This window comes from Anaeromyxobacter oryzae, from assembly GCF_023169945.1.
Taxonomy (GTDB): domain Bacteria; phylum Myxococcota; class Myxococcia; order Myxococcales; family Anaeromyxobacteraceae; genus Anaeromyxobacter; species Anaeromyxobacter oryzae.
This window is the reverse complement of the sequence record NZ_AP025591.1, coordinates 283421-308263: the sequence shown is the minus strand read 5'-3', so window position 1 is coordinate 308263 and position 24843 is coordinate 283421. Positions and strand designations below refer to the sequence as shown.

The 24843-nt window shown below is 73.8% G+C and carries 20 protein-coding genes; 7 read left to right on the top strand and 13 right to left on the bottom strand.

Features of this window, described 5'->3' with window-relative positions; all coding sequences use genetic code 11:
• Positions 1-27 precede the first annotated feature (27 nt).
• A complete protein-coding gene (locus AMOR_RS01310) occupies positions 28-822 on the bottom strand; it encodes a DUF3014 domain-containing protein (RefSeq protein WP_248357660.1) in 795 nt (264 codons plus the stop codon).
• Between the two features lie 102 nt (positions 823-924).
• Between AMOR_RS01310 and AMOR_RS01305 the strand changes: the two genes are divergently transcribed.
• The 4 genes from AMOR_RS01305 to AMOR_RS01290 all read left to right on the top strand — a co-directional run bounded on the left by AMOR_RS01305 (position 925) and on the right by AMOR_RS01290 (position 3807).
• Positions 925-1185, top strand: a complete 261-nt coding sequence (locus AMOR_RS01305; protein WP_248357659.1) for a hypothetical protein — start codon at positions 925-927, stop codon at positions 1183-1185.
• A gap of 27 nt (positions 1186-1212) precedes the next feature.
• Positions 1213-2205: an aldo/keto reductase gene (locus AMOR_RS01300; protein WP_248357658.1), complete on the top strand. Its 993-nt coding sequence runs from the start codon at positions 1213-1215 to the stop codon at positions 2203-2205.
• Between the two features lie 18 nt (positions 2206-2223).
• Positions 2224-3057: a hypothetical protein gene (locus AMOR_RS01295; RefSeq protein ID WP_248357657.1), complete on the top strand. Its 834-nt coding sequence runs from the start codon at positions 2224-2226 to the stop codon at positions 3055-3057.
• A 69-nt stretch (positions 3058-3126) separates the two neighbouring features.
• On the top strand, positions 3127-3807 hold the full coding sequence (locus AMOR_RS01290; RefSeq protein ID WP_248357656.1) for a DUF6064 family protein: 681 nt from the start codon (positions 3127-3129) through the stop codon (positions 3805-3807).
• A 45-nt stretch (positions 3808-3852) separates the two neighbouring features.
• Here AMOR_RS01290 and AMOR_RS01285 read toward each other — a convergent pair whose 3' ends face one another.
• The 9 genes from AMOR_RS01285 to AMOR_RS01245 all read right to left on the bottom strand — a co-directional run bounded on the left by AMOR_RS01285 (position 3853) and on the right by AMOR_RS01245 (position 17549).
• Positions 3853-4968 (bottom strand): metallophosphoesterase, encoded by a 1116-nt coding sequence (locus tag AMOR_RS01285; protein WP_248357655.1) that lies wholly within the window; start codon positions 4966-4968, stop codon positions 3853-3855.
• Positions 4969-5033: 65 nt separating this feature from the next.
• Positions 5034-8183: an efflux RND transporter permease subunit gene (locus AMOR_RS01280; RefSeq protein ID WP_248357654.1), complete on the bottom strand. Its 3150-nt coding sequence runs from the start codon at positions 8181-8183 to the stop codon at positions 5034-5036.
• Complete coding sequence (locus AMOR_RS01275; protein WP_248357653.1) at positions 8180-9370, bottom strand: efflux RND transporter periplasmic adaptor subunit; 1191 nt, start codon at positions 9368-9370, stop codon at positions 8180-8182. Before AMOR_RS01275 ends, AMOR_RS01280 begins: the two co-directional genes overlap by 4 nt.
• Before the next feature lie 84 nt (positions 9371-9454).
• Positions 9455-10321, bottom strand: coding sequence for a hypothetical protein (locus AMOR_RS01270; protein WP_248357652.1), 867 nt, complete (start codon positions 10319-10321; stop codon positions 9455-9457).
• A gap of 77 nt (positions 10322-10398) precedes the next feature.
• Complete coding sequence (locus tag AMOR_RS01265; protein WP_248357651.1) at positions 10399-11727, bottom strand: TolC family protein; 1329 nt, start codon at positions 11725-11727, stop codon at positions 10399-10401.
• A 14-nt stretch (positions 11728-11741) separates the two neighbouring features.
• Positions 11742-14945 carry an efflux RND transporter permease subunit gene (locus AMOR_RS01260; RefSeq protein ID WP_248357650.1) on the bottom strand — a complete coding sequence of 1068 codons (3204 nt, stop codon included), beginning with the start codon at positions 14943-14945 and terminating at the stop codon, positions 11742-11744.
• A gap of 21 nt (positions 14946-14966) precedes the next feature.
• A complete protein-coding gene (locus AMOR_RS01255) occupies positions 14967-16085 on the bottom strand; it encodes an efflux RND transporter periplasmic adaptor subunit (protein WP_248357649.1) in 1119 nt (372 codons plus the stop codon).
• Between the two features lie 53 nt (positions 16086-16138).
• The gene (locus AMOR_RS01250; RefSeq protein ID WP_248357648.1) at positions 16139-16663 is read right to left on the bottom strand and encodes a MarR family winged helix-turn-helix transcriptional regulator; all 525 of its coding nucleotides are present in this window, start codon (positions 16661-16663) and stop codon (positions 16139-16141) included.
• Positions 16664-16745: 82 nt separating this feature from the next.
• Entirely contained in the window at positions 16746-17549 is an 804-nt protein-coding gene (locus AMOR_RS01245; RefSeq protein ID WP_248357647.1) for an alpha/beta fold hydrolase, read from the bottom strand.
• A gap of 395 nt (positions 17550-17944) precedes the next feature.
• On the opposite strand from AMOR_RS01245, the gene AMOR_RS01240 reads away from it, so the two are divergent.
• The 3 genes from AMOR_RS01240 to AMOR_RS01230 all read left to right on the top strand — a co-directional run bounded on the left by AMOR_RS01240 (position 17945) and on the right by AMOR_RS01230 (position 22299).
• Positions 17945-19147, top strand: a complete 1203-nt coding sequence (locus AMOR_RS01240) for an acetate/propionate family kinase (protein ID WP_248357646.1) — start codon at positions 17945-17947, stop codon at positions 19145-19147.
• 38 nt (positions 19148-19185) lie between these two features.
• Entirely contained in the window at positions 19186-21321 is a 2136-nt protein-coding gene (pta, locus tag AMOR_RS01235; RefSeq protein WP_248357645.1) for a phosphate acetyltransferase, read from the top strand.
• A gap of 72 nt (positions 21322-21393) precedes the next feature.
• Positions 21394-22299: a hypothetical protein gene (locus tag AMOR_RS01230; protein WP_248357644.1), complete on the top strand. Its 906-nt coding sequence runs from the start codon at positions 21394-21396 to the stop codon at positions 22297-22299.
• A gap of 12 nt (positions 22300-22311) precedes the next feature.
• Here AMOR_RS01230 and AMOR_RS01225 read toward each other — a convergent pair whose 3' ends face one another.
• The 3 genes from AMOR_RS01225 to rbsB form a co-directional block, all read right to left on the bottom strand.
• Complete coding sequence (locus AMOR_RS01225) at positions 22312-23178, bottom strand: ferritin family protein (protein WP_248357643.1); 867 nt, start codon at positions 23176-23178, stop codon at positions 22312-22314.
• A 99-nt stretch (positions 23179-23277) separates the two neighbouring features.
• Positions 23278-23760 carry a CoA-binding protein gene (locus AMOR_RS01220; protein WP_248357642.1) on the bottom strand — a complete coding sequence of 161 codons (483 nt, stop codon included), beginning with the start codon at positions 23758-23760 and terminating at the stop codon, positions 23278-23280.
• Positions 23761-23928: 168 nt separating this feature from the next.
• A complete protein-coding gene (gene rbsB / locus AMOR_RS01215) occupies positions 23929-24819 on the bottom strand; it encodes a ribose ABC transporter substrate-binding protein RbsB (RefSeq protein ID WP_248357641.1) in 891 nt (296 codons plus the stop codon).
• Positions 24820-24843: the final 24 nt, after the last annotated feature.

Here is a 24843-nt window from a genome sequence, read left to right as displayed (position 1 = left end):
CGCAGCAGCGCGCACCCGCGGCCCGCGTCACCGGGGCGCGGCGACGATGCCGGGCAGCCCGAGCGCTTGCTGGAGCTCGCGAGCCTTCGCCTGCACAAGGCGCGCGTTCCGGGGCCCCATCCGCAGCAGGTGCTTCTCGACCGGCCGCAGCGCCTCGAGCGCAGGATCCTCGAACACGAACACGCCGCCCTCGTCCTTCACCGCGACCTCGCCGTCGCGGACCGGCGCCGCGACGAGCCGCTGGAGGGCACGGGCCGCCGCGCGATCGAGGGCGCCCTGCGGATAGCCGAGCGCCCGGTACGCGGTCTCGAGGGCCGGGTGCAGCGCGCGATACGCCCGCGCGAGCAACGGCGCGTCCACCGACGCCACGGCGCCCGCGAACGCGTCGTACCGTGCGTACGCGGCCGGCGCGATCACCTTGCGCTCACCGGACGCGACGACGGTGAACGGCTTCGACGGCGCGAGGAAGTCGAGCACGCGCCGGGGAGAGACCCCCTCCGCCAGGTTGTCGATCAGGACGGCCGCGCGGGCGAGGACATCGTCGCCGGCGAGCGCGCGGCGGAACAGCGGATCTGCGCTCACCGGCTCGAGCTGGGCGCGCACGTCGGCGGGCGTCGCGGTGGCAGCGAGCGGGGGCGGTGGCGGCGCCGCGACCTCGGGCGCCGCGGCGGGCTCGGTCGCGGCGGGCGGCGCCGCGGGGGGCGGCCGGTGCCCGCGCCACCAGGTGAACGTGACGGCGCCGGCGACCACGAGGGAGAAGGCGATCGCCGCCCATTCTCCCGCGGTGAGGGGGCCGCGTCGTTTCCGGTCGGTGTCGGGCATGGTGGGCTCGGGCGCGGGCTCTCGCGGGCATCCTAACGGAGCGCACGCGAGGGTAGTCGGTCCCCGGAGGGGCCGGCGCCCGCCCGCCATGCCCGCCGCGTTGTGGGCGGCGCCGCGCGCGCGGTACAGTCACCGCCCTACCCCCGGAGGCGCGACCTGAGCTCCTGGAGCTGCCGCCACGAGTCGAACGGCATCTGCAAGAAGGTGGACGGCGCGTACTGCCGCCCCGGCATGAAGGGCTGCGTCCTCGTCGGCAAGGTGAAGTTCGCGGACGGCGTGATCCCGTCCCCCGTCTGGCCGCCGGACGCCGAGCGGACGCCACGCCCGGCCGAGCCGCCCGGCGAGGGCTCCGGGCGGCGCTGACCGCGGGCCGCCGCTATCCCCGAGCACATGGACTCGACGCGCCTCGGCCGGACAGGCCTGCGGGTGTCCCGGCTGTGCCTCGGGACGATGACGTTCGGCAAGCAGTGCGACGAGGAGACCTCGCGCGCGATCCTCGACACCGCGTTCGCCGCCGGGGTCACCTTCATCGACACCGCGGACGTGTACCCGCTCGGCGGTACGTTCGAGACGGTGGGCCGGACCGAGGAGATCGTGGGGCGCTGGCTCCGCGGGCGGCGTCACGAGGTGGTGCTCGCCACGAAGTGCTTCGGCCCGATGTCGGCGCGCCCGTGGGATCGCGGGAGCTCGCGAAAGCACGTGCTCGACGCCATCGATGCGTCGCTGCGCCGGCTCGGGACGGACCACGTGGACCTGTACCAGCTCCACCAGCCCGATCCGGAGACGCCGATCGACGAGACGCTGCGGGCCCTCGAGGACGTCGTCCGCTCCGGGCGCGCCCGGTACGTCGGGTGCTCGAACTTCCTCGCGTGGCAGGTGGCGCGCGCCCTCGGTCGCAGCGAGGCGCTCGGCGTCGTCCGGTTCGAGTCGGTGCAGCCACGGTACAACCTCCTGTTCCGGGAGTTCGAGCGCGAGCTGTTCCCGCTGTGCCTGCAGGAGGGCATCGGGGTCATCCCCTACAACCCGATCGCGGGCGGGCTCCTCGCGGGCCGTCACCGGCGCGAGGCACCGCCGCCGCCGGGCTCGCGCTTCACGCTCGGTACTGCGGCGAAGCTCTACCAGGACCGCTACTGGAACGAGCGCATGTTCGAGACCGTCGAGGCGCTCCGGCCGATCGCGCGCGAGGCCGGCCTGGACCTCGTCACGCTGGCGGTCGCGTGGGTGATGGCGAACCCCGCCGTGACCGCGCCGATCATCGGCGCGAGCCGTCCGGAGCAGCTCGGGCCGTCGCTCGCCGCCGCGGAGAAGCCGCTCGCCCCGGACCTGAAGGAGCGGCTCGATGCGCTCACCGTCCAGTACCGGCGCGGCGACGCCGCGCGGTGAGCGGGCGCGTGGATCCCCGTGTCCGGCCGGCGCACCGTCCCTGCCGCCGTCCTCGCGGTCGCCCTCGTCGCGGGCTCGGTCCCGCGGGGCGCCGCCGCGCTCGACCGGTTCGAGATCCAGGTCTACACCACGGAGATCGACGACCCGGGCCAGCTCGGCCTCGAGCTCCACCTCAACTACACCGCGCGGGGGATCCGCTCGTCCGAGTTCGCCGGCGAGATCCCGCCCGACCGCGCCGTACGCCTCACGCTCGAGCCTTCCATCGGGGTGGCGGAGTGGCTCGAGCTCGGCGCGTATCTCCAGTTCCTGAGCGCGCCCGGCGGAGTCCAGCGGTTCGGCGGGGCGAAGGCGCGGGCCAAGCTCGTCGTGCCGGAGCGCGTGCAGCGAAGGCTCGGGTCCCCGCTGTTCCTCGGGCTCAACGTGGAGGTCTCGCGCATCCCCGGCGCCATCGAGCGCGACCCCTGGGGCACCGAGCTCCGGCCCATCGTCGGCTGGGAGAGCGGGAGCTGGCTCGTGAGCTTCAACCCGATCGTCGGGTTCGCGCTCACGGGGCCGGACCGGTTCCGGCCCGAGCTCGAGCCCGCGCTGAAGGTCGCGTGGAACACGCAGCGCGGGATCGCGCTCGGCGCCGAGTACTACGCCGGGCTCGGCCCCGCCTCGGACCTGCTCCCGGTGCGCGATCAGGAGCAGCTCCTCTTCGCGGTGGTCGACTACGCGCGGCCGAGCGCGACGCCCGTCACGGAGGGCCGCGTCGCATCCGGATGGGAGCTGAACCTGGGGCTCGGCGCCGGGCTCACGTCGGTCACCGGCCAGCACCTGGTCGCGAAGGCGATCGTCGGCCGGTCGTTCTAGGGCGCGAGCGGGCGCAGGGACGCGACGCGGTCGCCTTACCGGGCGCCAGGGATTACCGGGGCGCGCCGGATGCACGACCTCCCGGCCGTGAGGTTGCCGTTCACGGTCGAGCAGTTCTTCGAGGTCTTCGCCCGCTACGGCGCGGCGATCTGGCCTGCGCAGCTCGTCGCGTACGCGCTGGGGCTCCTCTGCCTCGCCGCGGTGGTGGGCGGCGGGCGGCGCACCGGGCGCGCGGTGCTGCTCGTGCTCGCGGCGTTCTGGGCCGCCGCGGGCGCTGGCTATCACCTCGGCTACTTCCGGCGCATCAACCCGACCGCGACCGGCGCGGGCCTCTTGTTCCTCCTCGAGGCGGCGCTCCTCGTCCGCGCGGCGCTGCCGCGGGACGGCCTGTCGTTCCGGCTGCGCGCAGCGCCGCGCGTGGTGCTCGGGCTCGTCTTCGCGGGTTACGCCCTCGCGGTCTATCCCCTGCTCAACCTCGCCGCGGGGCGCGGCCTCACCGCGTCACCCGCGTTCGGCGTGACGCCCTGCCCGGTGACGATCTTCACGTTCGCGATGTTCCTCCTCGCGGATCGGCACGTTCCGTGGACCCTCGTGGCGATCCCGCTCCTCTGGTCCGTCGTCGGGCTGGCCGCGGCGTTGCAGCTCCGCGTCCCCGCCGACTACGGGCTCGCGGTCGCCGGCGTGGTCGGGACCGTCGTCCTCGCCTCGGGCCGGAGGACCCGCCGCGTCGCGGCGCCCCTGGTGCGCTGACGCGCGCCGCCCACCGGGGGTCGCGCCTCGACGAGGCGCCGGCGTTCAGCGGCACTCGACGGGGCGGCAGGGGCCGTCCCGCCCCGCGTCGCAGCAGTGCAGCGCGGCGCCCTGGAAGTCCTCGAACCGGACTCGCCACCCCTGGGCGTCCGCCTCCAGGATCGCGTACCCCCACGCGCTCGTTGCGAAGTGGACCTGGGCGGCGGCGGGGGTCCGCACCTTGAAGGGCATGAAGCCGCCCATGGCCGTGCTCCCGGAGACGAAGACCTCCATCGAGCCGAGCGACAGGTGCTCGAGCGTGTGCACGTGTCCGCCGAGGAACGCCACGGCGCGGCCGCCCGCGGCGAGGACGAGGCGGGCCATCCGCGCCCGGAACGGCGACGGGCCCGGCCCGACGCGATACCCGTGCGCGGCGGCCGGCGGGTGGTGGCCGACGAGGAAGCACATCGGCCCGGCCCCGCCGCAGGGCGCCACGGCCTCGCGCACGAACGCGAGCTCGTCCTCGAGGGTGAAACCGCCGTAGTCCGCGACCGCGACGTTGGTGTCGATCACGATCAGCCGGACCGGCCCGCGGTCCACCACGTAGTGACGCGCAGGCATCGTCCACCCCGTGGACCGGTGCGCCACCTCGAGGCAGGCGCGCCGGCGCGACGCCTCGTCGACGGAGAGCCCCTTCACCGCGCACCGGCCGCCGCCCCAGCCGACGTCGTGGTTCCCGAGGGCGAGGTACATCGGGAGCGGGCCGCCGTCCCGCGCGCGGAGCGCGCCGAGCGCCGCCTCGTTCTTGCGCCGGAAGGCGGGATCGTCCGTCGCCGCGCCCGGCGCCACCGCGGCGCCGTCCGGGAGGAACCGGCAGGCGTCCGCGCCGGCGCGCGCGGGGTCGGGACCGCAGTAGTACAGGTTGTCGCCGAGCTGGATCGCGAGGTCGAACGGGTGCGCGGCGCTCTCCCGCCGGATCGCGCGCGCCACCAGCCCCTGCGCCGGCGTCGAGTAACCGAAGTCGCCGAACACCAGGATCCGGACCTCCGCCGGACGCGGCGGCGGCGCGGGCGCGAGCGGGTCGAGCTCGTAGACGTCGTGGACGCAGCCGAGGAGGAGCGCGGCGACGAGGGCCACGCCCCGCATCCACTCCAGGGCCGCCGTGTCGAGCGAATGGTCCACCCGGGGTGCCTGTCCCTCGCGCGGGTCGCCGGCCACTCCCTTCCGGTGCGCGGGGCCGGGGCGCTTCAGCGCGCGCGCGCCGGTCGCGGCTCGCCCGGCGCCGCGCCGGGCTCGCCCTCGCCCACCACGTGCAGCCGCCGGTGGCGGATGCGCGCGAGCCACTCCGACAGCTCCTCCATGTACACGTAGAACACCGGCGTCACGAACAGCGTGAGCAGCTGGGAGAAGAGGAGCCCGCCGACGACGGAGAGGCCGAGCGGGCGCCGCGACTCCGATCCGGCGCCGAACCCGAGCGCGATCGGCAGCGTGCCCATGAGCGCGGCGAGGGTCGTCATCATGATGGGCCGGAAGCGGATGCGGCAGGCGTCCTCGATCGCCTCCCGTGCCCCGCGGCCGCGCGCCCGCTCGCCGATCGCGAAGTCGATCATCATGATGCCGTTCTTCTTCACGAGGCCGACGAGCATGATGACGCCCACGAACGCGTAGATGGACAGCTCGGTCCGGAAGAGCAGGAGCGTGAGCAGCGCGCCGAAGCCGGCGAAGGGAAGGGCGGTCAGGATCGTGATCGGGTGGATGTAGCTCTCGTAGAGGATCCCGAGCACGAGGTAGATGACGAGCACCGCGAGGAGCAGGAGCCACCCGAGCCCGGAGAGCGACGACTGGAAGGCGTCGGCGATGCCCTGGAAGCGCGTCGTGACCGTCGGTGGCAGGATCTCGTGGGCGGCGGCGTTCACCTCGGAGACCGCCGTGCCGAGCGAGGCGCCCGGGTCGAGGTTGAACGAGATCGTGACCGCGGGCAGCTGGCCGGAGTGGGAGACGGAGAGCGGCCCGACGCCCGGGACGAGGCGCGCCAGCGACTCGAGCGGGACGAGCTGCCCCGAGGGCGCCCGGACCTGGAGCAGCCGGAGCGCGGCGGGGTCCGCCTGGTACCGGGGCTCGAGCTCCACGATGACCTGGTACTCGTTCACGGGCGTGTAGATCGTCGACACCTGGCGCGAGCCGTAGGCGGTGTAGAGGGCGTCCTCGATGGTCTGCGGGGAGACGCCGTACGACGCGGCCCTGTCGCGATCGATGTCGAGCGTCACCTGCGGGCTCGTGAGCTGCAGGTCGCTCGTCACGTCCCGCAGGCCCGCGAGCTTCCTCATGCGCGCCTCCAGCTGCGGCGCCGCCTTGTAGAGCTCGGCCGTGTCCGGGTCCTGGAGCGTGACCTGGTACTGGCTCTTCGTGAGCTGGCCGCCGATGCGGATGGGGGGCGGGTTCTGGAGGTAGGCGCGGATGCCCGGCACCTGCATGAGCTTCGGCCGGAGGCGCTCGATGATGCGGTCGACGGACGGCCGCTGCCCGCGCGGCCCGAGCCGCATGAACATGACGCCCGTGTTCGAGCCGCTCGCGCCGCGCGCGCCCGCGCTGGACATGAGCCCCTCGACGGCCGGGTCCTGGATCCCGATCTCGGTCAGCGCGAGCTGGTGCTGCGCCATCGCCTCCCAGCTCACGCCCTGCGCCGCCTCGGTGAACGCGAAGATCTGGCCGGTGTCCTCGCTCGGGAGGAAGCCCTTCGGGACGGCGGCGAAGAGCGGGATCATCGCCACGAGCGCCAGCGCGGTCACCGCGACGACGGCGCGGCGGTGGTCGAGCGACCACCGGAGCCCGCGTCCGTAGGCGGCGAGCATCGCGTCGAACCCGCGCTCGGTCACGCGGTAGAAGCGGCCCGGCGGCCGCTCGGACCGCTCGCGCAGGAGGCGGGCGCACAGCATGGGCGTGAGGGAGAGCGAGACGAACCCGGAGACGAGGATCGCGACGCCGATCGTCACGGCGAACTCGTGGAAGAGGCGGCCGACGATTCCGCCCATGAAGAGCACGGGGATGAACACCGCCGAGAGCGAGATCGTCATCGAGACGATGGTGAACCCGATCTCCCGGGCGCCCTTCAGCGCCGCCTCGCGCGGGGGCTCGCCCAGCTCGACGTGCCGCACGACGTTCTCGAGCATCACGATCGCGTCGTCGACGACGAAGCCGACGGAGAGCGTGAGCGCCATGAGCGACAGGTTGTCGAGGCTGAACCCGAGCAGCCACATCACGGCGAAGGTCCCGACGATGGACATCGGGAGCGCGAGGCTGGGGATCACCGTCGCCCGGACGTTCCGCAGGAAGAGGAAGATCACGCCGACCACGAGGAGCAGCGTGAGGACGAGCGTGAGCTTCACGTCGTGGACGGACGCCTCGATGGGGAGCGACCGGTCGAACAGCACGGCGACGTTCACCGAGCGCGGGAGCTGCGTCTCCATCTGCGGGAGGAGGCGCTTCACCGCGCCCGCGACCTCGACGGTGTTCGTGCCGGGCTGCCGCTGGATCGCGAGGACGATGCTCCGGCTCGTCCCGTGGTGCGTCGCGTACCAGGCGGCGGTCTTGTCGTTCTCGACGCTGTCCTGGGCGCGGCCGACGTCGGAGAGGCGGACCGGCGAGCCGTTCCTCCACGCGACGACGAGGGGCGCGTACTGCGCCGCCTCGGTGAGCTGGCCGGTCGCCTGGACCGTCACCGCCTTCGTCGGCCCGTAGAGCGTGCCCGTGGGCAGGTTCACGTTGGCGGCCTCGACGGCGGACGCCACCTCGTCGATGCCGAGCCCGCGGCTCACGAGCTGCTGCGGGTCGAGCTGGATCCGGACGGCGTACTTCTGGGATCCGAACACCTGCACCTGCGCGACGCCGGGCACGCTCGAGATCCGCTGCGCCATCAGCGTCTCGCCGTACTCGTCGATCTGCGACAGCGGGAGGGTCTGCGAGGTGAGCGCGAGGTAGAGGATCGGCATGTCCGCCGGGTTCACCTTCTGGTAGGTGGGCGGGGTCGGCAGGTTGGGCGGCAGCTGCCGGCTCGCGGCGGAGATCGACGACTGCACGTCCTGCGCGGCCGCGTCGAGGTTGCGGGAGAGGTCGAACTGGAGCGTGATCTGCGTCGCGCCGAGCGTCGACGTCGAGCTCATCGACGCGAGGCCGGCGATGGTCGTGAACTGCCGCTCGAGGGGCGTCGCGACGGACGAGGCCATCGTTTCGGGGCTCGCGCCGGGCAGGGCCGCGCTCACCTGGATCGTGGGGAAGTCCACGTTCGGGAGGTCGCTCACCGGCAGGAGCCGGTAGGCCGCGGACCCGAACGCCAGGATGCCCGCCATGACGAGCGTGGTCATGACCGGCCGGCGGATGAACGGGGTCGACAGGCTCATGGCGTCCTCGCCTGCACGCGCGGGCGCTCCGGCCGCTCTCGCTCCGCGTGTTGCGGCTCCGCGCCGCCGGCCGGACGCGACGCCTCCTTGATCGCGACCCGGGCGCCGGGCTCGAGCCCGAGCTGGCCGTCCGTGACGACGCGCTCGCCGGGGCCGAGCCCCTTCGCGACCACGGCGATCCGCGCGTCCGATCGCGCGACCGCAATGGGCCGCTGCTCGACCGTCCCGTCGCCCTTCACGACCCACGTGAACGTGCCGGCCTGCCCCGTGACGACCGCCGCGGCTGGCGCCACCACGGCGCCGCGGAGGACGCCGAGCGTCACGGAGACGTCCACGAACTGGCCCGGCCAGAGCGCCTCGTCGTCGTTCCGGAAGGTCGCCTTCGCGAGGATCGTCCCGGCGGCCGGGTCGACGGTGTTGTTGACGAAGGAGAGGGCACCGTCGTGCGGCGGCGTGCCGGGCGCCGTCGCGGTGACCCGCATCTTCCCGAGTCCGTTCCGCAGCGCCGCGACGTTCGCCTCGGGGACCGTGAACGAGACGTACACCGGCTGCGTGCGCGCGATGACGACGAGCGGGTTCGCCTGGTTCGCCTGCACCACGTTGCCGACCTGCACGAGCACGGCGCCGGTGCGGCCGGAGATGGGCGCGTCGATCCTGCAGTTCGCGAGGTCGAGCTCGGCCTTCCGCACCGCCGCCTCTCCGGCGGCGACGTCCGCGTCGAGCGCCGCCGCGGTCGCGAGCGCGGACTGGTACTGCTGCCGCGTCACGTACTCCTTCTTCACGAGCTCCGCGTAGCGCCGGGCGTCGGCGCGGGCGTTCGCCGCCTGCTCCCGCGCCCGCGCCCGGGCGGCCCGAACCTGCGCGAGCGCGGCCTGGTACGGGCGGGGATCGATCTGGAAGAGCTGCTGCCCCTCCCGGACCTGCTCGCCGTCCGCGAAGGAGACCTTCACGAGCTCACCGCCGACGAGCGGGCGGACGGACACCGTCGTGAACGCCTGGACCTGACCGACGGCGCCGAGCGTGTCCGGCACGTCCCGGCGCTCGGTCGTCCCCACGACGACCGGCGTCGGGGGCCTCGCCTGCCCGGCCGCCTTTCCTCCGCGACCGGCGCCGTTCCCGCAGGCGATGACCAGGAGGGCCGCCGTGACCCACCGCCACCGCGCGAGGGCTCGAGGGCGTCGTGGCACGCCTCAGACGGTGCCCATGGGCGGGCGGGACCGCAGCGCGACCGGCCCCGCCGGAGCGAGGCCGCGTCGCGCCCGCGAGCCGGGCTACAGCTTGTCGCCGGGCTGCGGCTGCGGGACGCCGTCCTGCGGCGGCGGGGCGCTCCGCTGCGATGCCCCCGTCCCCGCGCCCCCTGGCGGCTGGGCCGTCGTGCTCGACGAGCCGGTGCCCGAGGTGTCGCTCCCCGGCGACCGGGCCGACGCGCCGGGCGCGCCCGACGACCCGGTCCCGGTGTCGCTCCCCGGCTGCGAGGCGCCGGCGCCGGCGCGCGAGCCCGTCGGGTTCCCGCTCATCACCTGCACGTGGGTCGCGGTGGGCACCGTGCCGCCGGCCTCGTACGCCACGCGGGCGTCTGCGCCCTGCTGGATGTCCGCCGCGGACGCTGGCTGCCCGTCCAGCAGGATCTGCGTCTGATTCGTGATCCGGAAGCTCATGTCGTCGCCGCTCCGGGACCTGACCGCGAGCTGGTTGGAGCTCGCTCGCGTCACCTGCCCGGCGACCGTGAGCTCGCCGCGCCGGACCTGCTGGCCCTGCTCGGCGAGCGTCTGCGACGCCTGCTGCTGCGCCTGCTGCGCCTGCTGCGACGACTGCTGCGTCAGCTGGTTCGCCTGCTGCTGGGTCTGCTGTGCCTTCGCCTGCTGCTGCTCCGCCTTCTGCTGGTCCTGGGTGAGCTGCTGCTGATCCTTCTGCACCTGCGCCTGCGCCTGCGCCGCCTTCTGCTCCTGGTCCGCCGCCTTCTTCTGCGCGTCGTTCGCGGACTCGAGCGCCTTCTGCGACGTCTCCTGCTGCGCTTGCACCCGGTTCGCGGTCGGATTGCTCGCCTCGGACTTCTCCCCGCGCATGCTCGCGCACCCGGTGCCCGCCATCGCGAGCAGCCCGGCGCACGGCAGCGCCCATCGCCTCGTCGTACCCATGGTGTTCCCCCCGTTCCGTTCAGGGAGAAGGTGTGCGCCGCGCGGTGCGCGGGCAACGGGGCGGCGGGGAACCGGGTCTACGGGAAGCGGCCGGTCGCGGCGAGCAGGTCGAGGCGCCCCTGGCGGACGGCATCCTCGGCGACGACGGCGGCGGTATCGGCGTCGCGCGCGCGCTGCTCCGCGTCGACCACGTCGAGGCTCGTCGTCGCCCCGGCGCGGTAGGCGTCCTCGACGAGCGCGAGCGCGGCGTGCGCCCGCTCCGCGCCGCGGCGCGCCTGCGCCAGCGCCGCCTCCGCGTGCCGCAGCGTCACGAAGGCGCCGCGGACCTCGGAGCGCGCCTGGAGCGTGAGGCCGTCGAGCTGCGACCGCGCCTCGGCGTCGAGGGCGTCGCGCTCGCGCCGCTGCCCGGTGCGGAGCCCGCCCTCGAACAGCGGGAAGGACAGGACGAGCCCCGCCTGCCAGCCGTCGCGGGGCGTCGTGGAGGTCGAGGGGTCCTGCAGGAACGTCAGCGACACCGCCGAGACGGTCGGCAGCCAGTCGGCCCAGCTGTCGCGCGCGACGCGGTGAGCGGCGCGGGCGCGCTCGCGGGCGGCGCGCAGATCGGCGCGGGCGTCCTCGGCCGCGCGCACCGCGTCCTCGGGGCTCGTCACGCCGGCGGCGAGATCGGGGTCGGTGCGCGCGTCGAGCGGCCCGTCCGAGCCGGTGGCGATCCCGAGCGCCTCCTGCGCGCGGGAGAGGCCGGACAGGGCGTTCTCGAGCTGCACCTCCGACGTCGCGAGCTGCTGGTCGGCGCGCGCCTCGTCGAGGGCGTTCCCCACGCCGCCCGCTCGCCGGTGCCGCGCGAACTCGAAGTGGGCGCGAGCGGTCTCCACGGCGCGCCGCGACACCTCGACGGCGCGGCGCTGGGCGAGGATCGCGAGGTACACGCGGCCGGCGACGAGCGTCACGCTGCGCCGGACGTCCGCCTCGCTCGCACGGGCGACGTCGACGGCGTCCCGCGCGTGCGACCACTGGTACCAGCGCGAGGGCGCGAAGAGGGGCACGGACAGGGCGACGCTCCCGTACTGCTGGTCCTGCGCCGCCGTGACGGTGCTCCCGAGGCGCCGCGCCGAGTCGAGGTGCGTGTACGTGCCGTTCACGGCGAGCGCCGGGAGCGAGGGAGAGCGCGCCTGGACGAGGAGCGCGTCGGCGCGGGAGACCTCCTCGGCGGCGATGGCGGCCGAGGTCGCGCGGGTGGACGCCAGCCGGATCGCCTCGTCGAAGTCGACGGCGGGGATGGTCGGCACGTCCTCCCAGGCCGGCGGCGTGGCGCCGGGCGCGGGCGTCGCCGGGGCGGGAGCCGGGGCCTGGGCGCGGACGGCCGGGGCGGCGAGCAGGGTGAGCGCGAGGAGCGGGAGTCTCGTCATGAGCTGGGTGGACATCAGTGCCCCGCCGCCTCGGGCGCGAGCTGCGCCTCGGCGTCGTCGTCGCGGTGCTGGTGCCTCGAGTACCGCTCGAGGAGCGTGTACAGCGCGGGGATCAGGAAGAGGGTGAAGAAGGTCGAGACGGTGAGGCCGCCGATCACGGCGCGGGCGAGCGGGAGGTTCGTCTCGCTCCCCTCGCCGATCCCGAGCGCCATCGGGATGAGCCCGACGATGGTCGCGATCGTCGTCATGAGGATGGGGCGGAGGCGGGTCTTCCCCGCGAGGACGGTCGCCTCGACGAGCGGCATGCCGCGCCCCTGGAGCACGCGCGCGAAGTCCACGAGGAGGACGCCGTTCGAGACGACGATGCCGACCATCATGATGACGCCCATGAAGCTGTTCACGGACAGCGACGTGCCCGTGAGCCAGAGCATCGCGTAGACGCCGGAGATGCCGAGCGGGACCGAGAACATGATGACGAGCGGGTCGAGCAGCGACTTGAACTGCGAGGCGAGGATCATGTAGACGAGCGCGATCGCGAGGATCGCCGCGAAGATCAGGCCCGAGAAGGCCTCGCGCTGCGCCGCCGTCTGCCCGCCGAGCTGGGCCGTGAACCCGTCCGGCGGCGGCACGTCCTGGAGCGCCCGCTGCACGGCGCCGCTCGCCGTGCCGAGGTCCTTGCCCGGCGCGACGTTCGCTGTCACGTCGATGATGCGCTGCAGGTACTTCCGGTTGACGAGCACCGGGCCGGACGAGCGCTTCACGGTGGCGATGTTCGCGAGGTTCACCACCGGACCCGCCGGCGACTTCACGAAGATGTCCGGCACGTCCTGCACGTGGTCGCGGAACGCGTCGTCCAGCCGGACGTTGATGTAGTACTGGTTGCCCGTCCTCGCGTCGATGTAGGGGATGGGCGAGAACTGGTTCGACCCCGCGAGGCTCGTGAGCACGGTCTGGGCGACCTGGGTCTCCGAGAGCCCGAGCCGCCCCGCCTTCTCGCGATCCACGAGCACGTCCAGCTCGGGGTAGTTCTCCTCGCGCGAGATCTGGACGTCCGTGAGCAGCGGGTTGCCGGCGTCGTCCCTCAGCCCGCGGAGCGTCCCGAGGAGCCGCTTGGCGTAGTCGCCGCCGGCGTCGAGGTCGTAGCCGACGATCTCGACGTCGATGGGCGCCGCGGATCCGAAGTTCAGGATCCGCTTCACGATGCCGCCGACGAAGAAGTAGACCTGGGTCCCCGGGAACTCCTTCTGGACCGCGCTCCGGACCTTCTCGGCCATGGCCTGGTCGGTGAGCCCGCGGTCGACGTGCGGCACCAGGTTCACGTTCAGGTTGCCGGCGTGCGGCCCCGTGTTGCTCGTGAAGATCGCGCTCCGGCCGAGCGGGAGGCCGGTGTCGGAGATCATCGTGGTGACGGCGGGGGAGCCATCCTTCGCGCGCTCACCGCGGAGCGTCCGCACGACGGTGTCCTCGAGGCGGGCGGTGACCTGCTCCGTCCGCTCGACCCGCGTCCCGATGGGCGTCTTGTAGTTGAGCGAGAACTGGCTCTCGTCGGTCTCCGGGAAGAACTCGGTCCCGATGCGCTTCGACAGGAAGAGCGACGCGATGAAGACCGCGAGGATGCCGACGATCACCGGCAGCCGGTGCCCGAGGACCCACCGCAGCGACCGCGCGTACGCCTCGTCGAGCCGGTCGAACCGCGACGTGACCCAGGCGGAGAACGGGTGCCCTCGGCCGGGCCCCTCCGCCTTCAGGTACTTGAGGCAGAGGATCGGCGTCACGGTCCGCGACACGAAGAAGCTCATGATGAGCGCGAACGCGATCGTGAGGGCGAGGGGCAGGAACAGGTTCTTCGCGACGCCCGCGAGGAACACGACCGGGAAGAACACGACGATGGTCGTGACGGTGGAGACGAAGATCGGCATCGCCACCTCCTGCGCCGCGTTGAGGACCGCGCTCCTCCGGTCCTGCCCGAGCGCGAGGTGGCGGTGGATGTTCTCGAGCTCCACGATGGAGTCGTCGACGAGCCGGCCGACGCCGAGCGCGAGGCCGCCCAGCGTGAACACGTTCAGCGTCTGCCCCGTGAAGTAGAGCAGCACGAACGTCGCGACGATCGAGAGGGGGATCGCGACGGCGATGATCCCGGTCGCCGAGAGGGAGACCAGGAACACGAGGATCACGGCGACGGCGAGGAGCCCGCCGGTGACGGCCTCGTGCTCGAGCGAGCTGATCGCCGCGCGGATGTAGGAGGACTGGTCGAAGGAGATCGAGAGCTTCACGTTGGGCGGCACGCCGCGGAGGTTCCCGATCGCCTTCCGGACCGCGTCGACCACGCCGACGGTGTTCGCGCCGGGCTGCTTGAGGACGCGGAAGAACACGCCGCGCTCCCCGTTGATGCGGACGATCTCCGTCTGGTCGGCGGTCCCGTCCTCGACCCGCGCGACGTCGGAGACGCGGACCGGCGCGGCGGTCGCGGCGTCCGGCGGGCGAACGACGACGTCCCGGAGCGGCCGAGCCTCGCCGAAGGACGTGTTGGAGAAGACGTTGTAGTCGCGGTCGCCGGCGCGGAGGTTGCCGGAAGGGAAGAGCAGGTTCGAGCCCTTCACCGCGCTCACCACGTCGAGGATGCCCAGCCCGCGGGCGCGGAGCGCGTCGCGGTGGACCATCACCTCGATCTCGCGGACCTTGCCGCCGCCGACGCTCGCGCTCGCGACGCCCGGGATCCGCTCGAGCTGCGGCTCGATGACGTTGTAGCCGAGGTCGTAGAGCTGCTTCTCGTCGAGCCCCTCGCCGCTCATGGCGATCTGGACGACCGGGATGTTCGTCACGTCGAACTTGATGACGAAGGGCTGCTGGATGCCCGGCGGGAGCGTGTTCAGGATCTGCGCGATGCGCTGCGACACCTCGAACTGCGCGTTGTCGAGGTTGGTCCCGTACTGGAACCAGACCGACACGAGGGACACGCCCTGCTTCGACGTGCTCTCGACGCGGTCCACGCCCGGCGAGGCGGACACGGCCCGCTCGATCGGCATCGTGATGGACTTCTCGATGTCGACCGGCCCGGCGCCCGTGTAGAAGGTCGCGACGCGGATGATGGGGATGTCGATCTGCGGGAACAGGTCGACGGAGAGGCGCGTCAGGGAGACCCACCCGAGGGCCGTCACCATCAGCGACATCATCAGGATGAAGATCGGATTCCGGAGCGCGAGGCGCGTGAGCCACATGGCGAGCGAGTCCTGCCTGAGCTAGGGGGTGGTGGCGGTGAGCGGGCGGCCGGAGAACGGATCCACGTTCTTCTGGGCGCGCACCGCGGCGCCGTCGGAGAGGACGTCCATCCCCGCGGTCACGATCTGGTCGTCGTGCGACAGCCCGTCGACGACCTCGAGCCAGTCGCCGCCGTCCACGCCGGTGCGGATCGGGAGCCGGCTCACCTTGTCGCCCTTGAGGACGAAGACGAAGCTCCGCTCGTTCGAGATCTGCACCGCCGACGCCGGCACCACGACGGCGTCGCGGTGCACGTCCGTGACGATCGCCGCGCGCCCGTACATGCCGGGGCGGAGGACGCCGGTCGGGTTCGGGATCTGCACCTCCGCATCGAGGGTGCGGGCCACCGGATCGAACGCGGGCGCGATGCGCACCACGCGCCCCTGGATCGGCCGCCCGGGCAGCGCGTCGAGCTCGACGCGCGCCTCCTCGCCGATCTTGAGCCGCTCGACGTCGCGCTCGTTCACCGGGACGAAGACCCGGAGCACGTCGAGCCGCTGCACCGTCAGGATTGCGCCGGACCCGGCGGTGGGGCCGACCAGCGCGCCGGGGTCGAGGCGGCGCACCGCCACGAACCCGTCCAGCGGCGACTCGATGCGCATCTCGCCGAGGCGCGTCGCGAGGGCGCCGACGTTGGCCTGGGCGGCCGCGAGCGTCGCGTCCGCGGTCGCGACGTTCGTCTGGTCCTGCTGGAGCTCCTGCTGCGAGACGAAACCGCCGGGCGCGAGCCGCTCGGCGCGCTCCTTGTTCGCCCGCGCGAGCGCGGCCGCCGCCTGCGCCTGCGCCAGCGTCCCGCGGGCGGCGGCGAGCTGATCGGGCAGGTCGGAGGGGCGCACCACTGCGAGGAGCTGCCCGCGGCGGACGCGGTCGCCCCGGTCCACGAGGACCGCGTCGAGGTAGCCGAGCGTCTTCGCGCCGACGTCCGCCTGCTCGAGGGGGCGAAGGTCCACGGGGGCGCGGATCTCGGCGGGCACGTCGCGGTGGCTGACGGTGGACACGGTGACGGCGGGCGGCGGGCGCGTGCGCGGGGCACTCTCGGCCTTCTTGCAGGCGGCCACGGCGAGGAGGGCGGCGAATGCGGCGGCGGTGCGAGTGGTCACGGCGGGACCTCGGAGTCTTGCGGGCTGCGGGGGCGGGTGGGGCGATCGGCGGCTCAGGCCGGGACGGCCCGGGAGGCGCGGCGCCGGCGCGACGCGGGCCGCGCGGCGCCGCCTCCGGGCGGCGCGGCGGGATCGGACGCGGAGAGGCGCTGGAGGGCGGCGACGATCTTCACGAGGGCCGCGCGCGTGGCCTCGCGCTCCGCGGGGGAGAGCGGCGCGTCGACCGCGGCGCGGACCTCGCGCGCGAGCGGCAGGAGGCGCGCGGCGAGCCGGTCGCCCTCGCGGGTCAGCGCGAGCTGGACGCGGCGGCGGTCGCTCGCGTCGCGGACGGCCTCGACGAGGCCGCGCGCGACGAGCGTGCGCGTGACGCGGCAGGCGGTGGCCTCGTCGATCCGGAGGCGCGCCGCGAGCTCCGCCTGCGAGCGGCAGCAGCGCTCGGCGATACCGACCAGGACCCAGAACTGGCGCGACGAGAGGTCGAGGGCGCCGATCCGGCTCTCCACCAGCTGCCGGACGCCCTGCCGGACCGCGGCGGCGAGGAGCCCGATGGGCTCCGCGGGAGGTGGAGATGGTTTCATCGTCAAGGGTTGATAGGTCAATCGACCGCCGCCCGTCAACGGGGCTCCGCGCGCCGGGGTCGGTCCGCCCGGCGCGGCGGCCCTACGCGGGCACGCGGTGGCGCGCGAGGAACGCCGCCGCGACCTCGACGGCCCGCGCCCCGGCTCGCGCGCTCGCGTGCGGCGCGTGACCGGCGTCGAGGAGCTCGAGCGTCGCGCCGGGCAGCGCCGCCCGCGCTGCGTCCAGCTCGCCCGGCTCGGTCCGCGGATCGTGGCGGCCGTGGAGCAGCAGCGTCGGCGCGCGGATCTCGCGGAGGCGGCCGTCGTGGAGGTCGGCCCTGCCGCGCCCGCCCTCCGAGATGATGTCGAGCCAGGCCCGGCCTCCGGCGGCGATCACCTCGCGCCAGGACGCGCCGTGGTCGCGCTCGAGCGCCTCGACGACCGGCGCGCCGAACCGCTCGGGCGCGGTGACCCCGGTCTCGAAGAACTCCACCGACGCCGGCTTCGCGGCGACGACGTGCACGGCCTCGAGCACGAGCGCCCGGACGCGGTCCGGCGCGAGGATCGCTGCCCACGCGGCGATCACCGCCCCGTCGCTGTGGCCCCACAGCGCCGCGTCGCGGACGCCGAGCGCATCGAGGACGAGCAGGGTCTCCTCCGCCATGAGGCGGTGGAACCCGCGCGGCAGCGCCGCGACCCGGTCCGAGCGGCCGTAGCCGACCCGATCCGGGGCGAGGACGCGGTGCGAGGGGGCGAGGGCGTCGATTGCCGAGTCGAACGGATACGCCTCGTACCCCCACCCGCCGTGGAGGAGCACGACGGCGGGACCGGCGCCTCGGGCGCGGACGTGCACGTGGACCGGGGAGCGATCCGGGATCATCGGGGAGCGAGGGAGCGACAGGAGCACGCGATCTTCCTAGCGAAGCGGCGGGGCGCGCGCCGCTCGGCGCGTGGATCCGACCGGAGCGGTCCTCATCTCGGCGCGCCCTCGCCGCGCGCCTCGCGACGGCGCGCGAGCGGGAGACGACGCGGCGCGGCAGGGTGCGGCCCGGACGCAGCGTGCACCCTCGATCGCCACGCACCGGGCGTCGCGCGCGGGCGGGGGAGCCCGCGGAATCGTCGCCCGGCCTCTTGCGCGAAGTCGGCAAGATGTGCGAGCGATGTAAGCCCCGAGGCCATCGAGTAGACGCGAGGCTTACGGTCCCAGACAACTGCAGTTGGCTGATCCACGCGCCGGAGGGTCCGGCGCCGACCAACCGATTTCTCTTGCCCGCGGATCGCAGCACACGCGGAGTGATCACGATGAAAATCCTCGTCCTCAACTGTGGCTCCTCCTCCGCGAAGTTCGCGGTCATCGACGCCAGCACCGGAGAGGAGCGCCTCTCCGGCATCGCGCAGCGCCTCGGCTCGCCGAGCGCGTCGCTCGACTGGAAGTTCGCCGGCCAGAAGCGCTCGAAGGTCCTCCACCATGCCGAGCACGGCGCCGCGCTCCGCGAGGTCGGCGAGCTGCTGAACGAGGTCGGGCTCGCGAAGGAGATCGCCGGCGTCGGCCACCGCGTGGTGCACGGCGGCGCCAAGTTCTCCGGGTCGATCCCGATCACGTCGGAGGTCGTCGCGAAGATCGAGGAGTGCATCCCGCTCGGGCCGCTCCACAACCCGCCCAACCTGCTCGGCATCCAGATCGCGCAGGACCTGTTCCCCGACCTGCCGCAGGTCGCGATCTTCGACACCGCGTTCCACCAGACGATGCCGCCGCGCGCGTACCTGTACGCGGTGCCGTACGAGTGGTTCGAGAAGTACGAGGTCCGGCGCTACGGGTTCCACGGCACGAGCCACCGCTACGTCTCGCAGCAGGCCGTCCGCCAGCTCGGGCTCGATCCCGAGGATCACGCCATCGTCACGGCGCACCTCGGCAACGGCTGCTCGCTCGCGGCGGTCCGCGACGGCAAGAGCATGGACACGACGATGGGCCTCACGCCGCTCGACGGCGTCGTCATGGGCACCCGCAGCGGCTCCATCGACCCGTCGATCATCGCCCACATGAAGAAGGCGCTGCACCGCTCCGCCGACGACGTGATGGACGCGCTCAACAAGCGCTCCGGGCTCCTCGGCATCTCCGGCCTGTCGAACGACATGCGGACGCTGCAGGAGGCCGCGGACCAGGGCCACGCCCGCGCCGCCCTCGCCATCGACAAGTTCTGCTACTCGGTCGCCAAGGCCGCCGCCGGCATGATCGTGTCGCTCGGCCGCGTCGACGCACTCGTCTTCACCGGCGGCATCGGGGAGAACGCGGTGCAGGTCCGCGCCCGCATCGTCGAGCTGCTCGGGTTCGCCGGCTTCGCGCTCGACCCGCACGTGAACCAGACCCACGGCAAGGCGCAGCGCGGCCGGATCACCCGCAGCACGAGCCCCATGGCCGCCGTCATCGCGACGAACGAGGAGCTGATGATCGCCATGGACACCGCGGAGATCATCGGCCGCGGCGAGAAGGTCGCTGCCGCCTGACCGAAGTCCCCGTTCCCTCCACTCCCGAGGACTCCCCGATGCCCCGCGTACTGCTCGTCGCCCCTGCGGGCCGCCAGGTCGGCCTCACCAGCGTCTGTCTCGGCCTCGTCCGCGCCCTCGATCGCGAGGGCGTCCGCGTCGCCTTCGCGAAGCCCATCGCCTCCCGCGGCGAGGACCGCTCCGCCGCCTACGTGAAGCTCGGCGCCCGCCTCGACGCGCCGGCGCCCATCTCCCGCGCCGTCGCCGACGAGCTGCTCGCGGCGGGCGACGACCAGACGCTCATGGAGCAGGTCGTCGCGCTCTGCGCCCGCGCGGCCGAGGGCGCCGACGTCCTCGTCGTCGAGGGCATGTCGCCCGAGCCGGGCATGGTGCACAGCACGCGCATCGACGCGCTCATGCTCCGGGCGCTGGACGCCGAGCTCGTGCTCGTCGCCGCGCCGCGCGGCGAGAGGCCCGCCGAGCTCGCGGACGCCGTCGCCATCGCGGCGCACGGGTACGGCGCGTCGTCCGAGGCCCGGACGGTGAGCTGCATCCTGAACCGCGTCTCGGCCAACGCCACCTCGGCCCGCGCGGCGGAGCGCCCGCAGTGGCTGGGCGCAGCGGCCGACGGCGAGCTCGGCGCGACCGAGATCGCCGCGTACGAGGCGGCGCTGGCGGCGGAGAAGCTCAAGACCGTGGCGGTCGTCCCGTCGCGCTGGGAGCTCGCCGCGCCGCGCGTGCGGGATCTCGCCGCGGCGCTCGGCGCCCGGGTCGTCCGCGCCGGCGACATGGACCGGCGCCGCATCCGGAGCGTCGGCGTCTGCGCGATGACGGTCCCGAACGCGCTCCGCGCCTTCGTGCCGGGCGGGCTCGTCATCGCCCCCGGCGACCGGAACGACGTCCTCCTCGCCGCGTCTCTCGCCGTGCTGGGCGGCACGCCTCTCGCGGGCGTCCTGCTCACGGGCGGCCTCGAGCCCGACGCGCGCATCCTCGCCCTGTGCGAGGAGGCCCTCAAGACCGGGCTCCCCGTCCTCGCCGTGGACGAGGACAGCTTCCCCGCCGCGCAGGCCGTCGCCGGGCTCGACCCGGAGATCCCCGCCGACGACGCCGAGCGGATCGACCAGGTCATGAACGTGGTCGCCGACCGGATCGACGCGGAGTGGCTGAAGTCGCTCGCGCGGTCCAACCGCCCCCGGCGGCTCTCGCCTCCCGCGTTCCGCCACCGGCTCGTCGAGGCGGCGCGCGCCGCGAACAAGCGGATCGTCCTCCCCGAGGGGACCGAGCCGCGCACCATCGCCGCCGCCGCGATCGTCCAGGAGCGCGGGATCGCCCGCTGCGTCCTGCTCGGCAACCCGGACGAGGTCCGCGCGGTCGCGGCGAAGCAGGGCGTGACGCTCCCCGTGTCGCTCGAGATCCTCGACCCGGTGGCGCTCGCGCCGAGCTACGTCGAGCCGCTCGTGGAGCGGCGCAAGGCGAAGGGCATGACGCCCGAGATGGCGAAGAGCGAGCTCGCCGACTCCATCATGGTCGGCACGGTCATGATGGCCCTCGACGAGGTGGACGGGCTCGTGTCGGGCGCGGTCCACACGACGGCGCACACGATCCGCCCGGCCCTGCAGCTCATCCGGACGGCGCCGGGCTGCAACCTCGTGTCGAGCGTCTTCTTCATGTGCCTGCCGGAGCAGGTGCTCGTGTTCGGCGACTGCGCCGTGAACCCGAACCCCACGCCCGAGCAGCTCGCCGACATCGCCGTCCAGAGCGCCGACTCCGCGAAGGCATTCGGCATCGAGCCGCGCGTCGCGATGCTCTCCTACTCCACCGGCACGAGCGGCGGCGGGCAGGACGTCGAGAAGGTGAAGCTCGCGACCGACCTCGCCCGGAAGCTCCGCCCCGACCTCGCCATCGACGGGCCGCTCCAGTACGACGCGGCCATCGTGCCCGAGGTCGGCCGGCAGAAGGCGCCGACGTCCAAGGTGGCCGGCCAGGCCACGGTGTTCGTCTTCCCCGACCTGAACACCGGGAACGTGACCTACAAGGCCGTCCAGCGGAGCGCGAACGTGGTGAGCATCGGCCCGATGCTGCAGGGCCTCGCGAAGCCGGTGAACGACCTCAGCCGCGGCTGCCTCGTGGAGGATATCGTCTTCACGATCGCGCTCACCGCCATCCAGGCGGAGCAGCGGAAGTCCCGCGGGTAGCGCCGGGGGGCAGGGAAGGCACAGATCCTTTTCCCGCCCCGGTCGTTCCTCCCTCGAGAGAGGAGAACGACCATGCGCTTCCCGACCTTCGCCGTCCTCGCCACCCTCCTGGCCTGCGCTGCCCCGGCGCACACCTCCGCCCAGGCGGAGGTGGCCGCCCGCGGCGGGCCCTACACCGTCGACCTCGTGGACGAGGGCGGCGCGGTGCTGCCCACGTTCGAGCACCGCGGCCGCACCTACGTCCTCGGATCCCTCGGTCGGCGCTACCTCGTGCGCGTCCGCAACGGGACGCCGCGCCGCGTCGAGGTCGTCGTGTCGGTCGACGGGCGCGACGTGCTCGACGGCCGGCCCGCGGCCCTGGAGAGGCGCGGCTACGTCGTGGAGCCGTGGGGCGAGGTGACCGTCGACGGGTACCGGCTGAGCCTCGACGCGGTGGCCGCGTTCCGGTTCAGCAGCGTGCCGCGGTCGTACGCGGCGCGGAAGGGCGACGCGCGCGACGTGGGCGTGATCGGCGTCGCCGTCTTCCGGGAGCGGACGCCGCCCCCGATCGCCGCCCCGTACCCGCGCCCGTACGAGGAGGACGAGCGGGCCCCGTACGACGGCGATCCGTCGGCGTCGCGCGCGCGCCCGGGCGCCGCCGCCCCGGAGGCCCGGAGCGACGCCGTCCCGGCCCAGCCCGCGCCCGGCGCGACCGCGAACGCGGAGCGGCGCCGGGGCACCGCCCGTCCCGGCCTCGGCACCGAGTTCGCGGAGGAGCACGGCTCGCGCGCGTACCGCGTGACCTTCCAGCGGGAGAGCGCGCGCCCTGCGCAGGTGGTGACGCTCCGGTACGACGATCGCGACGGCCTGCTCGCGCTCGGCGTCGACGTCGACCGCGCCTGGTACGGCCGCGCCGACGACGCATGGCTCCGCGAGACGGCGCAGCCGTTCCGGCGGAGCGGGTTCGCGGAGCCGCCCCCGGGGTGGCGGGAGCGGTAGGAGCCGCTCAGCTCAGACGCTCGCGGCGGGCGAGGCGGCGGGAGCGCGCGGCTCGGAGCCGGTCCGCGCCTTCCGCCAGCGGTTCAGGTCCCGCACCGTCTCGAACCGCTCGCCCAGCAGCGCCGAGAGGCTCCGCAGGATGGCGCGGACGACGCGCGCCTCGCAGCCGGCGTCGAACCGGATCTGCTCGTCCAGCCAGCGCTCGAGCCAGGCGGGCTCCGGGAGCCGGCTCTGCACGGTGTCGTTCGGGAAGAGCGACTGGTTCACGTGCAGGTTCGTCGGGTGGAGCGGCTTCCCGCCCCGGCCGCCGCTCGCCATGAGCACGCCGATCCGGCCGAACGCCGCGCGCGCCGCCTCCCCGTCCCGCTCGAGCGCCCGCTGCATGTAGCGGAGGTAGGCGCCGCCGTGGCGGGCCTCGTCCTCGGAGATGAGGCCGTAGACGTGACGGATCACGGGCTCGGTGTGCCAGTCGGCCGCCCGGCGGTACCACCGGGTGAGCCGCAGCTCGCCGCAGAAGTGGAGCATCAGCGTCTCGAGCGGCGGGGCGGGGTCGAACGCGAACCGGACGGCGTGCAGCTCGTCCTCGGTGGGCACGAGGTCCGGGCGGGCCCGGCGCAGGTACTCCATCAGCACGAGGGCGTGCTTCTGCTCCTCGTAGAACCAGACCGACATGAACGCGGAGAAGTCGCTGTCGTGCCGGTTGTCGCGGAGGAACATCTCCGTCGCGGGGAGCGCGGACCACTCGGTGATCGCGTTCATCTTCACCGTGAGCGCCTGCTCGTCCGACAGCGCGGACGGATCCAGCCGGTCCCAGGGCACGTCGTCGGCCAGGCTCCACCGGGCGCGCTCCAGGTTCTTGAACAGGTCGGGGTACAGCATCGTCTGGCGGCTCCGCGGGCTCGAGGGAGCCGGGGTTCTAGGCGCGGGCTGTCTCCGCCGTGTCACGGCGCGCGGAGACGTCCGCGCGCGGGGAGGCGCTCACGCCCCGATCGCCCGCCTGCTCTCCCGGTGCACGCCGCGGAACCGGCCGTGCAGGCGGTGGAACCACCCCGCCCCGGGGAGCGCCATGAACGGGCAGAGGTCCACGATCGGCGCGATGCCGGCGGCCTCGCAGAGCGCGATCGCCTCGGGCGACGCGGCGCCGGGGCCGCCACCCCGGTGCATCCAGACGCGGCGAACGCCGGCTGCGACGCAGTCGCGGACGGCGTCCGCGGTGCGGGCGGGCGGGGTCATGAGGAGCGCCGCGTCCACCGGAGGAACCACGTCCTGCACCCGCGGAAAGCAGCGACGGCCCTCGACCTCGGCGAGGGCCGGGTTCACCGGCACGACGTCGTAGCCCTTCCGGATCAGCTCGCGGAGCACGTGCCGGCTGAAGCTCTTCTCCTCGCGCGACGCGCCCACGAGCGCAAAGCGTCTCCGCGCCAGGAACTCCCGCCCGGCGTCCAGCCTCGTCGCCGTCATGTTCGGCCTCCTCGCGCGGGGACCCCGCGCCAGGACGAGCATATCCCCGCGGCGCAGGCTCGCGGGCGGCTCCGCGTCGCATCCCCACGCGGCGAGCCGCCCGCCCGCCGACGTCCCGGTCGCTCCGTCGCGACCGGGGACGCCGGAGGGAGGAGCCCGGATCGCCTCCTACTTGCAGCTCGCGTTCGAGACGAGCTTCAGCGCGACGGGGATGAACTCCGTCTTCGCCGGCGCCGTCCCCTTGAGGAGCGCGGCCGCCTTCTCCACCGCGAGGCGCCCCATCTCCGCGGGCTGCTGCGCGACGGTCGCCGCCATCTTGCAGGCGTTCACGGCCTTGACGGCGTCGTCGGTCGCGTCGAACCCGACCACCTTGATCGGCCGGCCGCTCGCCTGGATGGCCTGCACCGCCCCGAGCGCCATCTCGTCGTTGTGCGCGAACACCGCGTCGATGGCGCGCTGCGCCTGGAGCACGTTCTCCATCACCGAGAGGCCCTGCCCGCGGTCGAAGTTCGCCGTCTGCCGGGCGACGACGGTCACGCCCTTGCAGCGCGCCTTCAGCTCGTCGTTGAAGCCCTTGCCGCGGTCGCGCGCGGCGGAGCTGCCGGGGATGCCCTCGAGCTCGACGACGTTGCCCTTCCCGCCGAGCAGCTTGCAGAGGAAGTCGGCCGCGAGCTTCCCGCCGGCCACGTTGTCCGAGGCGATGTGGTACGCGACCTTGCCGCCGCTCGCGGCGCGATCGACGGTGATGACCGGGATCTTGGCCGCGTTCGCCCGCTCGATGGCGGGGACCACGGCGGCGGCGTCGGTCGGGTTCACGAGGACGACCTTCACCTTGCGCTGGACGAGGTCCTCGATGTCGGCGACCTGCTTGTCCACCTTGTCCTGCGCGTCGAGGACGACGAGATCGACGCCCGCCTTGGCGGCGGCGGCCTTGGCGCCGTCCCGCAGCGTGACGAAGAAGGGGTTGTTGAGCGTGGAGACCGACAGCCCGATGGCGTCCTTCGCCAGGGCGGGGCCGGCCAGCGCGAGCGACGTGAGCACGACGAGTACGCGAGACATCTTCGTGGACCTCCCGATCCGAGT

Excerpts from the sequence above, each read along its gene's own strand:
- AMOR_RS01310 (WP_248357660.1), bottom strand. The coding sequence starts at position 822 with ATGCCCGACACCGACCGGAAACGACGCGGCCCCCTCACCGCGGGAGAA.
- AMOR_RS01300 (WP_248357658.1), top strand. The coding sequence starts at position 1,213 with ATGGACTCGACGCGCCTCGGCCGGACAGGCCTGCGGGTGTCCCGGCTG.
- AMOR_RS01290 (WP_248357656.1), top strand. The coding sequence starts at position 3,127 with ATGCACGACCTCCCGGCCGTGAGGTTGCCGTTCACGGTCGAGCAGTTC.
- AMOR_RS01280 (WP_248357654.1), bottom strand. The coding sequence starts at position 8,183 with ATGAGCCTGTCGACCCCGTTCATCCGCCGGCCGGTCATGACCACGCTC.
- AMOR_RS01270 (WP_248357652.1), bottom strand. The coding sequence starts at position 10,321 with ATGGGTACGACGAGGCGATGGGCGCTGCCGTGCGCCGGGCTGCTCGCG.
- AMOR_RS01265 (WP_248357651.1), bottom strand. The coding sequence starts at position 11,727 with ATGACGAGACTCCCGCTCCTCGCGCTCACCCTGCTCGCCGCCCCGGCC.
- AMOR_RS01260 (WP_248357650.1), bottom strand. The coding sequence starts at position 14,945 with ATGTGGCTCACGCGCCTCGCGCTCCGGAATCCGATCTTCATCCTGATG.
- AMOR_RS01250 (WP_248357648.1), bottom strand. The coding sequence starts at position 16,663 with ATGAAACCATCTCCACCTCCCGCGGAGCCCATCGGGCTCCTCGCCGCC.
- AMOR_RS01240 (WP_248357646.1), top strand. The coding sequence starts at position 17,945 with ATGAAAATCCTCGTCCTCAACTGTGGCTCCTCCTCCGCGAAGTTCGCG.
- pta (WP_248357645.1), top strand. The coding sequence starts at position 19,186 with ATGCCCCGCGTACTGCTCGTCGCCCCTGCGGGCCGCCAGGTCGGCCTC.
- AMOR_RS01230 (WP_248357644.1), top strand. The coding sequence starts at position 21,394 with ATGCGCTTCCCGACCTTCGCCGTCCTCGCCACCCTCCTGGCCTGCGCT.
- AMOR_RS01225 (WP_248357643.1), bottom strand. The coding sequence starts at position 23,178 with ATGCTGTACCCCGACCTGTTCAAGAACCTGGAGCGCGCCCGGTGGAGC.
- AMOR_RS01220 (WP_248357642.1), bottom strand. The coding sequence starts at position 23,760 with ATGACGGCGACGAGGCTGGACGCCGGGCGGGAGTTCCTGGCGCGGAGA.
- rbsB (WP_248357641.1), bottom strand. The coding sequence starts at position 24,819 with ATGTCTCGCGTACTCGTCGTGCTCACGTCGCTCGCGCTGGCCGGCCCC.